Annotated in this window: 10 protein-coding genes and 1 pseudogene; 5 read left to right on the top strand and 6 right to left on the bottom strand. The window is 48.5% G+C overall.

Annotation, left to right across the window (positions count from 1 at the left end; genetic code table 11):
- Nucleotides 1-252: 252 nt before the first annotated feature.
- Both H6F91_RS03745 and H6F91_RS03740 read right to left on the bottom strand, forming a co-directional pair.
- Nucleotides 253-1,359, bottom strand: coding sequence for a glycosyltransferase (locus tag H6F91_RS03745; protein WP_190774385.1), 1,107 nt, complete (start codon nucleotides 1,357-1,359; stop codon nucleotides 253-255).
- Between the two features lie 627 nt (nucleotides 1,360-1,986).
- Nucleotides 1,987-2,289 (bottom strand): hypothetical protein, encoded by a 303-nt coding sequence (locus tag H6F91_RS03740; protein ID WP_190774386.1) that lies wholly within the window; start codon nucleotides 2,287-2,289, stop codon nucleotides 1,987-1,989.
- 263 nt (nucleotides 2,290-2,552) lie between these two features.
- Here H6F91_RS03740 and trpS point away from each other — a divergent pair, with 263 nt between their 5' ends.
- From trpS to H6F91_RS03720, 5 genes and pseudogenes are all read left to right on the top strand, one after another.
- Nucleotides 2,553-3,563: a tryptophan--tRNA ligase gene (trpS, locus tag H6F91_RS03735; RefSeq protein ID WP_190774387.1), complete on the top strand. Its 1,011-nt coding sequence runs from the start codon at nucleotides 2,553-2,555 to the stop codon at nucleotides 3,561-3,563.
- 230 nt (nucleotides 3,564-3,793) lie between these two features.
- Nucleotides 3,794-4,765, top strand: a complete 972-nt coding sequence (locus H6F91_RS03730; protein WP_190774388.1) for a methylenetetrahydrofolate reductase — start codon at nucleotides 3,794-3,796, stop codon at nucleotides 4,763-4,765.
- Nucleotides 4,766-4,953: 188 nt separating this feature from the next.
- A pseudogene (locus H6F91_RS28515) lies at nucleotides 4,954-5,379 on the top strand (peptidylprolyl isomerase); the annotation flags it as partial.
- 159 nt (nucleotides 5,380-5,538) lie between these two features.
- Nucleotides 5,539-6,291 carry a calcium-binding protein gene (locus tag H6F91_RS28510; RefSeq protein WP_347280007.1) on the top strand — a complete coding sequence of 251 codons (753 nt, stop codon included), beginning with the start codon at nucleotides 5,539-5,541 and terminating at the stop codon, nucleotides 6,289-6,291.
- 80 nt (nucleotides 6,292-6,371) lie between these two features.
- Nucleotides 6,372-7,358, top strand: coding sequence for a M48 family metallopeptidase (locus H6F91_RS03720; protein WP_190774390.1), 987 nt, complete (start codon nucleotides 6,372-6,374; stop codon nucleotides 7,356-7,358).
- Between the two features lie 377 nt (nucleotides 7,359-7,735).
- Here H6F91_RS03720 and H6F91_RS03715 read toward each other — a convergent pair whose 3' ends face one another.
- The 4 genes from H6F91_RS03715 to H6F91_RS03700 form a co-directional block, all read right to left on the bottom strand.
- A complete protein-coding gene (locus H6F91_RS03715; protein WP_206754895.1) occupies nucleotides 7,736-9,079 on the bottom strand; it encodes a glycosyltransferase family 2 protein in 1,344 nt (447 codons plus the stop codon).
- Nucleotides 9,080-10,132: 1,053 nt separating this feature from the next.
- Nucleotides 10,133-11,179, bottom strand: coding sequence for a hemerythrin domain-containing protein (locus H6F91_RS03710; protein ID WP_190774392.1), 1,047 nt, complete (start codon nucleotides 11,177-11,179; stop codon nucleotides 10,133-10,135).
- 505 nt (nucleotides 11,180-11,684) lie between these two features.
- Nucleotides 11,685-12,791: a phosphatase domain-containing protein gene (locus tag H6F91_RS03705; protein ID WP_190774393.1), complete on the bottom strand. Its 1,107-nt coding sequence runs from the start codon at nucleotides 12,789-12,791 to the stop codon at nucleotides 11,685-11,687.
- A gap of 605 nt (nucleotides 12,792-13,396) precedes the next feature.
- The gene (locus H6F91_RS03700) at nucleotides 13,397-13,798 is read right to left on the bottom strand and encodes a PPC domain-containing protein (protein ID WP_190774394.1); all 402 of its coding nucleotides are present in this window, start codon (nucleotides 13,796-13,798) and stop codon (nucleotides 13,397-13,399) included.
- Nucleotides 13,799-14,010 lie beyond the last annotated feature (212 nt).

Raw genomic sequence — 14,010 nt, 5'->3', positions numbered from 1 at the left:
AAAAAGAAAGTTCCAAAACCCGAACGGCAAAAAGACAAACCTCATGTCTCCACTGCTCGATTGCTGAGTGAATCGAAATCTAAAAAAGATAAAAAAGCACCTTGAAAGGGCTGGTACCAAATACCCGACACTGAAAATTGAAAGATTACTAGACTCGACGGGTCATGCTTGTCCATGTTTGAAAGTGGAGAGTGCATTCCCCACTTCTATGGATGATTTCCGTCGCTGGCTTCTTCTAACGATATGAGAAGCTCACACCACTTCCGATTGCCGAGGCTCTGCTCCCATGGATAAGGGTGTTTCCCTCGCTCCGACGGGTTGGGTAATCGCCTGTAATTGCGTAATATCCGCTGCAAGCTTCTCAGGAATGGGAAGATTGAACTGCTGAAATATAGACTGCAAACGATAACGCCAATCATGCCGCAAACGACACTCTAACGTGTTTCGCGCCGAAACTTTTGCCAATAAGCTGTCATTAGCAAGTAATTCTTCAAAAAACGGTATCCAGTCTTCTGGCGAATCTGGAATCTCAAACGTACTATCTGGCCAGTCGAGCAGTTGATCGGTTCCCTTACCAAACGGACGTTTACCCACGATCGCCGCTCCCGCGGCCCAACCCTCAAGCCAGCGATATACTAGAGGCGATTGGCCCTGAAAACGTGGCACATCACTCACTTCAAAACACAGGCTCACCTTTGAGCGGCTGAGTAATCGATTGTGTAATGTGATGTGTTCTTGCGGATCAGTAACCGTTCCGTGATCAAATGTGGAATGGAAATAGAGGCGATCGCTATAAGACTGATTAAAATGTTTCTGTAGACATTGGTGAACAGCCTTGTTGGTCCGACCATAACCCATAACATCGATAGAGCGCTGAGCTTGTTGCTCAAATCGGAAAGTGTTTACCCCTAAAGGCAGAAAAGAAGTATCAATGGAATGGATAGCTTGTACAGCATCAACCATCTCTGCCGAAACAACGAAAAGATGATTAATGTGGGATAAAGCTTGTGATCTTAATGCTTTCGGATCAAATCCATCCAGTAGATAGGCAATTCGCAAGTCAAATTGATCTAATAAAGAACCCAACGTGAATATAGATGATAGAAAGTGGGAGGAATGCCCAATCATCAATAGAACATTGGGTGCATTGCCTAATGTCGGTAGTCGATCTAAGGTATACCAGGTTTTGGAGATACGCTGCCAGAGTCGACGGAGCTTGTTACGGCGAATTCTATGAACTTGGGGATGGAGAAAATATGGATCGCACGTAGTTGCCAGCGTATCCTGAAAAGCGTAACAGACAGACCAGCCTATGTGGCGGTTCTGTGGGGGCAATTCTGTTAGAGCGTAGATGTTCATAGCTCACCTGTATCGTGTCACCAGGCATACAATTGCCACTGTAGTTCACCACCTCTACCATTTTTGTGCAATAGAAGGGGATGAAGCCCAAGTTGAAACCTTCTCGCACCTGAAAAATCTTTTATAGAATTGGCGAACAACAAGCTTATGAGCAAAAGTGTTGCACGGTTTTGCCTAACCTTTTATCGCACTAGATAAATGTGCTACGTAAATACTCGTATGGACTTTGTGAATCAAAAATACATTTCATCTAAAATTCATTCGTATTTTATATCCCGCCACAGATCAAATAGGCTTTATTAAGAGCACATAAAGCTAAGTTCCCCAGGATACAGAAAACATACGGTTTTCATTTCAAATTTTTTCCATTTCAAATTTATGGTCAGGATGCAGCTTTTCTATCGCCATCCTCGCTTCGGTACTGTGAGGAACACATAAAAATAAACCCCAGAACGTTGTGAGAGAAGCACAGCTCTGCCGTGCTTTCTACATCCAGTTCCAGGGTTTAATTTTACAAATCTATAGCCGTTTCAAAGCCAGTGAGGTGCGAGATGCATACGACACCACACACCCATTTCGCACCTCACTGGCTTTGAAAGAAGTGTGAGTTAACGAGCAACTACTCGTTTACTGTTCCTGCACCAGACGCAAGTAATTTTGCTGGAGTTGAATGTGGTCAGCAGCCAAGCGCTCGGTCATGGAACGCTCAACATTGCTCATCTCTTCCCAAAAGGCAGCAGAACGACGGGCGAGCAGAAGCTCCTTCCAAAGTCGCTCAACAACTTGCATCGCTTCAGGGGGAGCGCTCGTCAAGTCATGCTTAAATTCGGCAAATACGCGTTCTGCATCCAGGTGAGCCTTTGGATCCCTGGCTAACTCGAAACACTCGGCTAGAGGCTCGGAAGGCAAGCTCGCGGTAGGCTGAGACATAATGACGTCTTTCCATTTACATTTCTTAATTATGACAGAGCAATTCCCAGGTTGACAAGGGCAACATCTATTCATCATGGTTGAAACTTCTCAGTTTTTGTGACTGACCAAAGACCAGCCCCACTGAAAATTTGCTGTCTCTGCAAAAATCCTCCCGCCAGATGCCCTCGCCAGAGGCGATAATCAGGATAATTTCCGTAACTGTTTGTCACGGTTAATCTACGTGCCTTTTGTCAAAAGATTTATCAAGAGAGTTGGGTCACATGGGTAAGCAACGGGTTCTCTCTGGCATTCAGCCCACGGGCGATTTGCACCTGGGCAACTATCTGGGAGCCATCCGCAATTGGGTCGAAATGCAGCATGACTATGATAGCTATTTGTTCATGGCAGATTTGCATGCCATTACTGTGCCCCACGACCCTGCCACCCTGGCCAACAACACCCGCCAGGTAGCAGCGTTATACCTGGCAAGCGGCATTAGTCTGGAGCATGCCACCATCTTTGTGCAATCTCATGTTTCTGCCCATAGTGAACTTGCCTGGCTGTTTACTTGTATCACCCCTGTCAATTGGCTGGAAGACATGATCCAGTTCAAGGAGAAATCCATCAAGCAAGGGGAGAATGTAGGTGCAGGGTTGCTCACCTACCCGGCTCTGATGGCAGCCGACATCCTTCTGTATGAGCCCGACAAAGTACCCGTCGGAGAAGATCAGAAGCAACACCTAGAACTCACCCGTGACATTGCAGCCCGCCTCAATTATCAATTTGGGAGCGAGGAAAAGCCTATTTTGAAGCTGCCTGATCCACTCATCCGCCCTGAGGGGGCACGAGTTATGAGCCTGACAGATGGCACCCGAAAAATGTCCAAGTCTGACCCATCCGATCTCAGCCGCATTAATCTGCTGGATACGCCTGAGCAAATTCAGCATAAGATCAAACGCTGCAAAACTGATTCCACCCGCGGCCTCTGGTTTAATGACGCCGATCGCCCAGAATGTAACAACCTGTTAACCCTCTATATGGTGTTATCAGGTCAAACCAAAGAAGCAGTCGAAGCTGAGTGCCGAGAAATGGGTTGGGGTCAGTTCAAACCTCTGTTTACAGAAACTGTGATCACAGCTCTGAAACCCATTCAGGACAAGTACCAGGAGATTATGGAGGAGCCAGGGTATCTGGATTCTGTGCTTCGCCAGGGTGCAGAAAAGGCTACCGAAGTAGCGAGTCAAACCTTACTGAAGGTAAAACAGTCCCTCGGCTACTACTTACCTACGTAGACCTAAACGAGTTCAACTGGGCGTAAGTTCGCTTACGTCCCAGGATACTAGAGAAAGTATTTTTACCTCTCACAAACGAAAAAATCTATCCTTTTTGGAGGTTTACGAACATCCTCTGCTAGAGGGTTTGATATATCCACTACCAGGGTTCAAAATCCGAAAAAGACCAGGGGCTGGTATCCTATTGATTCCAAAGCTCCCAATGTTCATCACCCTTAGGTATAGCTTGCATGGATTTTTCATCCCCTTTCCCGTCCAGTTCTCTTTCCCGCTTCCGGGCTGCCGCTCAGGCCGGAGAGTTTCTGGTGACGGCGGAGGTGATGCCCCCCAAGGGCGGTGACCCGAGCCACATGCTGGAAATGGGCTGTTTGCTGAAGGACTGGGTACACGGGGTCAACGTAACCGACGGTAGCCGTGCTGTCATGCGCATGTCATCACTGGTAGCTTCCGCACTCCTACTGCAAAACGGGATTGAGCCAATCTTTCAGATTGCGTGTCGCGATCGCAACCGCATTGCCCTTCAGGCAGATCTCATAGGCGCTCAGGCTCTCGGTATCCGCAACGTCCTTGCCCTAACGGGCGACCCTGTGGCGGCTGGCGATCATCCTGAGGCCAAGCCTGTCTTTGATTTAGAGTCGGTTCGCTTAATTCGCCTGATCCATAGGTTAAATGCTGGCGAAGACTGTAACGGTAAGCCCTTAACGAACCAGGCCACTACGCTGTTTCCTGGAGCAGCCGTTGATCCCCAATGTAATAGTTTGTCGGGTTTACAACGGCGTTTTGAGCGGAAAGTAGAAGCTGGAGCCCAGTTTTTCCAGAGTCAGCTCATTTCAGACTTTGAACGGTTCGAAAAATTCATGGATAAGATTGCGGCCCCCTATAATGTACCGGTGCTCGCAGGAATTTTTCTGCTAAAGTCTGCTAAAAATGCACTCTTTATCAATAAGAATGTCCCTGGAGTCACTATCCCTGACCATATTATTGAGCGGTTAGAAAAAGCGCAGGATCCGCTGGCAGAGGGGGTGGCGATCGCCGCGGAGCAAGTTCAATCTGCCCGCGATCTCTGCCAGGGTGTACATCTCATGGCCGTTCGCCGAGAAGATTTAATTCCTGCCATTTTAGAAAAGGCAGGAATTAAACCTATAGCTGAGCCGTCCGCTACTAATGGTCACTCTGCTAAGGCAAGCCACGTTTACGAGTGAATTTAACTGTCCAGATATAAATCAATACTGTTATGGCAATTGCGGTCAATCCTATCGCTAACGTTGTAGATCGAGAAGCCGAAACCACAACGATCAATCTGTTCAATAACTTTGACGATACCCTGACAACCGGCTTGGTAGCCAGGTTTGAGCTCTACAATACGGCTTTGAATGGTGGGGTCACAAACGTTGTTTTGTTTGATCAGCCTGGGGCTGGAGCTCCACTGACCGTTCAAAACTTCCGAAATTACGTTAACAGCGGCGCTTACACCAACTCAATTATTCACCGCTCTGTACCGGGATTCGTAGTGCAGGGCGGTGGTTTTACTGTAAATGGATTAGACGCCGTACTGGAGGCAACCCCGAACAACGGTGCAGCAGCAGTTGGGGTTATTCCCGCTAATGCACCTGTTCAGAATGAGTTTAGTGCTGGACGGTCCAACCTGCGCGGTACGATCGCCATGGCTAAATTAGGGGGAGACCCCAACAGTGCAACCAACCAGTGGTTCTTTAACTTAGCCAACAACTCGGCCAACTTGGATGCCCAGAACGGCGGGTTTACAGTCTTTGGCCAGGTTTTACCCGCTGATCTGGATGTTATCGATGCGATCGCCACTGTTCCCCGCTTTAATGGCACAGGCTTCTTCGGCCAGGGAGCCTTTGATACCCTGCCTTTACAGATTGATCCCGCCAATCCATCCGTAACCGGAGACGAGGATCTGGTACGCTATCGCAGCATTACCGTTTCACAGTTGAGCGAGTTGCGGTTTAACGTGGTCCGAAACTCAAACTCTGCTCTGGTCAACGCCCGTATCCAGAACAATAACCTGGTGCTCAGTTATCGTCCTGCTCCCATTAAAACTGCCACCATCACCGTCCGTGCGACCAACCTGCTTGGGCAGTTTATCCAAGACACCTTCCTGGTAACAGTCCAGCAAAATCCCGCTACTGTAGGCAATGATGTTCTTTCCGGAACAAACGCTGATAATCGGATTGATGGCTTAAGGGGCAATGACCGTATTTTCGGTTTTGGCGGCAACGACCAGCTCATCGGGCGGTTGGGTCGCGATCGCATCAATGGCGGTGCCGAGAATGACAGACTCGATGGGGGCGCGGATGCTGATTCTCTTCTGGGGGCTGGGGGGCGCGATCGCCTCATCGGTGGGCTCGGTAGCGACACGTTAACGGGCGGAACCGAGGCAGATCAGTTTGTGTTTGATATAGGTCGTACCTTTCAAACATCCTCAATCGGTATTGATGTCGTCACTGATTTCCAGAGACCCGATAAACTGATTCTCGATCGCACGACATTTACAGCCCTCAGCAGCAATCAGGTTAGCTTTCAGGCCGTAGGTACGCTTGCTCAAGCTCAGTCTAGCAGGGCCCTCTTCACCTACATTCGAGCCACAGGGGCCTTGTATTACAATCAAAACCGTCAGGCTGCTGGGTTTGGGAGCGGTGGGCAATTTGCTGATTTCAGCAATGGTTTAAGTGTGGCCGCTTCAGACTTTTTGATTCAAGCGTAGGATCTTCTGAAGTGATGGACGTCAGCGATTCAAACATCAGCGATTAAACTAGATGCAGCCAATTCCTGCCCTCTTCCCTTATGCCCTCCTACCCTGGAATTTCAGCCGCAGCATTTCGCCATCCCCTGGATTCCCAGGCTGAGCAAGCCTTGCGCAGTGTGCCCGGTTTTGACCTTGTAGCTCGCCGCTTCGTCGAGTTCACGTTTGATCGGCCCCGCTTCGTGTACCTCATGGGGAACAGCATCGAAGTAGGCCCTCGCCAGTACTCCACCATTTATCAAATATTTCGAGAATGCCTCCGAGATCTAGATATCTCTCCCGAGCCAGTTCTCTTTGTGTCTCAATCTCCAATGGTAAACGCTTATGCCATTGGGCAAGAGCGCCCTTCCGTCGTCCTCAGTACAGGTCTGTTAGAGATTAGCGGCTCTCAGGAACTACGGGCTGTTATTGCTCATGAGTTGGGGCACCTGAAGTGTGGCCATAATACCCTGACCCAGATGGCAAGTTGGGCCATTACCGTTGCTTCGGGGCTGGCAGAGATGACCTTCGGCCTCAGCACCTTGGTTAGTACCGGGATGATTCTGGCATTTTATGAGTGGCTTCGCAAAGCAGAGTTGTCCGCTGATCGGGCCGCTCTGTTGGTCATGGATGACCTCAATCCTGTTTTACAAAACATGATGCATCTGGCGGGAGGCAGTAACCGCTATGCTAATGAACTGAATTTACAGGAGTTCATGCGCCAATCCCAACGCTATCAGGATCTAGATCAGGATGGCTTGAACCAGGTTTACAAATTCTTCCTCTACAACAATCTCTCCCAAAACGTTTTTCAAACCCATCCGTTTACAGTCGAGCGGGTTTCCTTTCTACAGGAATGGGCGAATTCGGAGGAATTCCGCCAGATTCGAGCTGGGAATTATCGTCGTGGCACCCAGGGAGCGGTGGATGTAGAACCGGCACCTCCTTCTACTTCTAACACCAGCGATGACGTAGAACGGTTACGCCGCGAGCTAGCTGACCTTCAGGCCGAGATCGACCGGATTAAGCGATCGCGCCCCAATAGCTGATAATAAATTCTCAAGCAGCCATTAAAGCTGTAGCTACAGCCGCCTGGTACAAGGAGAGCGTCGGGGTTAAACCCCAACGCTCTCCTTATCCGATTCATGATGATGTGTATTCGGCAGTTTTTTCTTTGAATTGAGGCTATCGATAGCTACAGCTAATCACTCTCTTGAAGGCGTTTATTAGAAGACCAAAACTTATTGGCCTAAAAACATCATTGTCGTCACCACGAGAACAAAAGGCATCTATAGCAGCCAAGAAATAACAGCGAGTCAGAGGAGGGCTCAACAAATGCTTCTGGAGTTTCCCCCCCTATTTCTAGCAGCCCTGATTAATGCAGAACTAATCCCTGATGAAGGGTCAAGTTCTGCATCGCTAAACCTTATCGACTGCGCACAGGATAGGGTTCTTCGGGTTGGGGATGGATCGTAAGACGAGCCGCTTTACGGCGAGTACGCCGGGTGACATGCCAGGTGCGACTTCCACAGATGTGATTGTAGAACGCGACCAGGGCTACCACACTACGGAACCAGAAGTAGAAAGGAGACAGCAAACAGTAGAGCGCTCCATGCCAGAGGGACAGGGGCGAATTCGAGAACTTTGGACGAATGGCAACTACCACCTGAGCCACAATACTCAGGGTTAGAATACCCATCATGCTCCAATTCCAGGTTTCCATCGCATCGGTCAAGTTATGGCCCGGATCAATCAGCGCCAAACTCAGAGAGATCGGAATGGCCTGCCAGATAATGGGATGGAAGTATTGACTATAGAGCAGGATAATGACCCAACCCACTTTTTGGAAGGGATCAAGATAGGGCGATCGCAATACCCCGCCCAGGTATTGCCGCGCCACCTCAATCCACCCCTGGCTCCAGCGCTGCCGCTGCAACCACAATGACTTCAGATTATCCGGTGCCAGCTCCGTTGTCAGAATAGCGGGGTCATGGACGATACGGTACCCCTGTAGCAAGGCCCGCAGTGTTGCGTCAATATCCTCTGTTAAACGAGCGGCACAAAAGCCAACAGAACGGATTGCGGAGGTACGCCAGTAACCATTAGACCCTCCAAATAATGCCGTATCTGTTAGCAGCGATCGCCCATAATGGCTGACCCCATAAATACACTCAAATTCTACGGCCACCAGCGTTGTTAACCAGTTGTCGTCGTAGTTCCGGATGATATTGCGGCCCTGAACACCGTCATAGTGACCGTTTTTCAGCCATGCCCAGCCACGCATTAAACAGTCTCGGGCAGGAAGGTGATCCGCGTCAAAGATACACGTCATCTCCCCTTTAACCCGTTGTAGCGCTGCATTCAGGTTCTCGGCTTTGGAGGTACTGCCATGCACCGGGAACAGGATTAATTCTGGAAACTGGCGAGCCAGTTGCTCTAATTGCGCCTCTACCGGAAGACGGGTTGGGGTGTTGTAGGCCAGCACCACTTCCCAGCCAACCGACGGAGTCTCAACCTGAGTGAGCCAGTGTTCCAGGGTTTCCAGAATAATGTCTTGCTCATTGGGCAGGTAGGCCACCACGATCACCGAGACAAACGGAAGCTGCTGGGGAGGAACAACCGTGACCATCGGTTCGACTACAGGAGCCGAACCCGGAAGGAACTTTTGGAGTAACCCCCTGACCCGCTCAAACGATTGCGATCGCCCTCGCTGAAGAACAGCAACGGTCTCGCTGTTGACGACCACCAAACCCAACAGGGAGATCGCCATTAATGCAATTTGCAGGGGTAGTAACGAGTGGCCACGATAAAGCCAAAGACTATACAGCCCAGTGGGGATGACTAGTGACCAAAAACCCAACCATAGTAAGCGTCTGATAAGTATCCAAATATTATTAGTAGACCAGCCCAGGCTAAGCTTCATACCCGTTGGACCCCTCCTTTTCATGTGTTGTGTTCGTTAGACCTGCGATTGAATAACCATAGGAGTGATGCTTTTTCCAGGGGATTAGATTCTTTTGGCAACTCATGAAAAAGAGACTGCTGAAGCAACGCGGCCCATACCAATACGGTAGAGGGCGATCGCACAGCAGCCACCAAAAAGTAAACTTTCTAGAGTCTGATTATTAAGCCAGAAGAGGCCAATCGAATAGGGTACCTGTGCTTCTTTTCGAGACTGTCTACTCAAATCTACTGGTACACATCCTTGCAACTCAATCGGGCAGCGTCAGTATCTTAGGGAGGAGTGGATGCCCAAGTGTAACCCGAATGGCTGGACAGCCTTCAAGGTCTATCTAAGGCAATAAAAGTCTAGCATTTTGTCGAAGCGGCCACGGAAAGGGGAAGTCTCCAGATTACAAAAAACTTTGCAACCACCATAGGAGCAGAGGAACCGCAACTTTGCAAGCCCTCCAGAATCAAGGCCAACCACCATCCCCAGAGAGCAGCCTCGACAAAACATAAAATAACCTTATAGAAGTCATTAGTTAATCGATACAGTTCGACCGTATTTCCAATCCGTTGCCATAGCAAGGAGCTGTAGGACACTCCATGGGCTGTAACTTAGACCTTAGAAAAAGAAATCCCCCACATCAGTTGTAAAAGCTATTGAAGCAAGCCCAACAAGCAAAGACAGGAGACACATAGGCCCCCTGTCTTACATAAAATCCTTTCCCTACCTCCAATAGCAATTTCCTGAATTTCCTTGAGCGGTATTTTTTGCAGAAGCAAAAGCCCACTTACCAGAACAAGAAGCTATGGGAAACGAGTGAAAGGCGAATTAGTCATGACTTACTCCACGCTAATCCTGAATTTCAAACAGCTACTAGGAAAGATTTGCAGCCATTCCCTGTTGAATCCGGCTCTTAGCCGCTTTGAATTCCGTAGCCATTTGTTCTTTCTGCTCGGTGCTGCAATGTTGGTCGATCGCCGCAAACATCGTGCTCTCTTCCTGGCGGATATGGTCACCTACCATGTCCATCAGCTGCTTCACCTTGTGGCGGAACTCATCAACCTGATTAGGATCAGTAGAACGGATGTCTTCCAGCATCGACTTCATCTGGGCCTGCTCATCGTAGAGTTCCTGGGTATCGCTATCACCATAGAAGCCACGAATGCGGGGATAGACTATCTCTTCCTCAGCCAGGGCATGAGCCGACAGATCCTTATAGAGTTGCCCGAAGTACTCCTGCAACTTCTGTGGGTCGCGGGTTGCCCCGATTTCCGTAAAGATGGTGTTGGTCTTGTTGTGATCCAGACGAATGAGAGTCTGGATGTTCATGTCCTGTTTGTTCGTATTCTGGGTGATGACGCTACCAGCCATACCGGAGAGGGCGGCGATCGCATCCTGAACCCGAGCCCACAGCCCCTGGTCAGCATCCTGACCAGTCATTTCGCGCACACCCACTTGTTCGAGCACGCCTTTCAGTTGCTCCTGGTGGGCACGACCTTCGAAGTTCACGGTATTGAGAGGGGCGATCGCCGTTTCAATATCTGCACCAACCTTCTGGGCAGCCTTGTGGATGACAATGCCGCTCATGGCCTGCCCATGCTTGAGCAATTCATGTTGAATTAGCTTTTGGTAAAAGGTCAGTTCACCATCCGACATCATTTCCCGGAATCGTTCGATGAACTTATGCGTTGCGGCATTGGGTTCTGCCGGAACACCATATTGCACAATTACTGTTTCGATGATGCCCAGATTCTTCTGGTCATCCTCAAGCATGTTCTGCAACCGCTCGCGAACATCATTATAAGAGCACGCTTCTAGCAGTTTTTGATCGTTGGAAATAATGAGGTTCTGGAATGCTTTCAAGTCGGCTAATCGCTCACCGATCATCATCCGCTTTGTATCATCCAATGTAGTAACCATGGCGGTTATTCTCCTACAAAAATAGTGTTCAATCGCTCAGTCACTTGTTGACCGTTTATCTCACTTAAAAACCCATACTTGGACAGGCCATTTGATAGGAATACTGCCTGTACAGGTTTTGAACCCGGTTATTCCCCTGGAATTCCTCAGTAGCCTCTACCGTTGACAGGGTTATTCGGTAACAGGCTCAGCTGCCTTCAAATTACGAGTATTGAAGGGAATACGCACCCCTACTTTGAGGTAAATTATCGTTAATTTGACCTAACCTTAGTTATATAGCGATGTGCAAGTGCGTTAAGTACAGCAACGGTGGTGTGGGGCACTTCGTGCCCCACACCACCGTACTTAATCAACGTGCACAGGGCTATATAGTTCTCACCAGAGAGGCTTAGCGAACTCAACAGTTCTAGGCAGGTCATTCATTTATGAGAAGGGCGTTCAGTACCCCTCTTACAAAATGAATTACACAGTTAAAATACGACCATGAAAGATATGAGCTGAACGACTACTTCACAAGAGTCTTCTCAGGTTCAAGCCAACCCTGCCGGGCAGCATGTTCGATCGCATCTTGAGTATTCTGAAAGACGAGAAATGAACAACTTAAATCACGAATTGTTTGTTCGATCGTCTTCAATATCTCATGCCGTGCTGTGTTATTAGGAGTAACATCTCGAAGGTAGACTCCAAGGATGCGATCGGGATAAGTTTGCACCAGGTTCTGATAGATTTCAGCATCCCGTTGGCCCGTATCCCCAATCAAAATAAATGGTAGGTGAGGAAATCGTTCAAAAATCGGTCGAATTTGTTCAATCTTATGAATCTCATGCTTGAATGACAGCAAATTTTCGAGCGATAATTCAATATCTCGTAGCAAGATTGGACCTGGAGGAATGCGTTTGATATCCATAAATTGTTCAAACACGTCATACATGTTCCAGGCACTGCTAGAAACATAAAAGATAGGGTTTCCTTCCTTTCCACTTACCCCCCGTTGCAACCCATGGTAAAACTCAGGAACCCCATCAAACGGCTTACGGGTTTGAGCGTTGCCCAGATAAGCAATGCGAATCATCTTTAACAAATCGGTTGCAGCAGTCTCTACGATGGTGTCATCGATATCACTAATAACGCCAAAACGAGCCTGTTCTCGCACAATGAGAACCTGCCCTCGATCGCGTACAGCTCCATACCGCTTCGAGAGCGGATGCAGCAATTCCAGATCAATTCGTTCCCAAAGACGATCGCTCTCCAAAGGGGACGAGGGACGTAACTCCGTCTCAAAAAATCCTTCTCGATCGGTTACAACTTCTTGATAAATATCTCCCAAAGAAACCCTTAATCGGGCTTTTGGCACTTCATCCGTGGCAAAGCGCCGATACATATTCACCACGTTTTCTAGGAGACGCGCCTTTGTCTCACGGATTTTAATCCCCTGGTCTTGCAAAACTCGCCCCTTCACAAACAGCCATTCTGGGGTGCCATAACCCCGATACGCCATAATTTGAATCGGGTCTTCAAGACGCAACAACCGAGTAATTTTTCCCTTAACCGCATCGTAGGCATCGTTAAGGGTAGCGGTGCCCTGGGAAATGGCGCGTATCCAATCTGTCATACATTACCCCCTGGCGATCGCTTTTACGAATACGGTTATAAATTTCATTATTGCGAACAGTTTTTCCATGAATGTTGACGTCACAACGACAACACCAACACTCCCGGAAAAATAGCTCAGGATCTTTAGCTTTATTCACTAAAATAAATCAATGCTTTCGTGTTGCCATGCCCCTCAAGATATACTCGCGTTGACCAACGTTAGAGATGAAGGTAGGCTAAAGCACCTATACACAGAGCTAGAGTCAGTTTTATAAAAGGTATTTTTCGTGCACCTGACGCACAAGAAATAGCCCTATCAGGTATCTTCAAAACACACTTTAAAGTTTTTCACTGAGTCGAACTGTTCTACAGTCTGGCTCAGTGAGGAGAACCCATCTTGCACTTATTTAAGACCACCTATTGGTAAATGGAGTTATGAAACGGGATGTTGAACAGCAGCCCCACATTCCTCATAGCTCCATTCGCAACATCAGAACTAGAACTCTGAATTCTGGTGAAAGCTCCTCTATATTTAGATATTGAAAGATGGGAGGTTGCGAAGCACCCCCCATCCCTCAATAAAGGCAAACTTAAGTTGTCGAATACTAGTTAGAAACGCAACGACTACTCAGCCTGCTCAGAAACTGTCAGCACATACTGCCCCACACTGGAGCTATCATATCCATTCACAATGAAGGTATACGTTCCCGATTCTGCCAGAGTCAGAGTAATGGATGAGTTAGTGCTGCCTTCAGCGTCGTCATTTTCAGCCAGCACTTCATCACTGGGACCCAACACAGCCAGATAGGTATCAAACTCACTGCTGGCCAGGTCGATTTTAATAGCTTGCCCCTCTTCCCCATCAAAGGTGTAGACATCGTACAGGCTATTGTCAGAGGACAACATCTCATCGCCCTGCTCGAGAGCACCGTTCTCTTCCATCAAAACTGATTGGGCCTGGGCAGGCAGTGCTAGAGCGCTGAGACAGGTGGTAGCAAGAGCGATCGCAAAAGGAAGAAGCTTCATAGCAGTCCTTAACACTAAAGTAAATCCGGGTATAGAAGAGTTGGCTCACCCGTGTTATTTCCTAGATTGCCCATAAGGCCAAAAAATCACGCGGGTTCTATCTTTTGTTACACGTCCTACCCGGGTGACTCCGCAAAACCGGAGTATTTTTTTTAACATGGCACGCCCAGTCCAACCCGGCGGAAATACGCCTACGTTAGCTGGTGCGGGGT

Origin of the sequence: Leptolyngbya sp. FACHB-8 (genome assembly GCF_014695575.1) — a bacterium.
Lineage (GTDB): Bacteria > Cyanobacteriota > Cyanobacteriia > Elainellales > Elainellaceae > Vacuolonema.
This window is presented reverse-complemented; position numbering and strand designations above follow the sequence as displayed.

Coding starts and splice junctions, on each gene's coding strand:
- H6F91_RS03720 (WP_190774390.1), top strand. CDS start 6,372: ATGCCCTCCTACCCTGGAATTTCAGCCGCAGCATTTCGCCATCCCCTG.
- H6F91_RS03745 (WP_190774385.1), bottom strand. CDS start 1,359: ATGAACATCTACGCTCTAACAGAATTGCCCCCACAGAACCGCCACATA.
- H6F91_RS03730 (WP_190774388.1), top strand. CDS start 3,794: ATGGATTTTTCATCCCCTTTCCCGTCCAGTTCTCTTTCCCGCTTCCGG.
- H6F91_RS03710 (WP_190774392.1), bottom strand. CDS start 11,179: ATGGTTACTACATTGGATGATACAAAGCGGATGATGATCGGTGAGCGA.
- H6F91_RS03740 (WP_190774386.1), bottom strand. CDS start 2,289: ATGTCTCAGCCTACCGCGAGCTTGCCTTCCGAGCCTCTAGCCGAGTGT.
- H6F91_RS03705 (WP_190774393.1), bottom strand. CDS start 12,791: ATGACAGATTGGATACGCGCCATTTCCCAGGGCACCGCTACCCTTAAC.
- H6F91_RS03715 (WP_206754895.1), bottom strand. CDS start 9,079: ATGGCGATCTCCCTGTTGGGTTTGGTGGTCGTCAACAGCGAGACCGTT.
- H6F91_RS03700 (WP_190774394.1), bottom strand. CDS start 13,798: ATGAAGCTTCTTCCTTTTGCGATCGCTCTTGCTACCACCTGTCTCAGC.
- trpS (WP_190774387.1), top strand. CDS start 2,553: ATGGGTAAGCAACGGGTTCTCTCTGGCATTCAGCCCACGGGCGATTTG.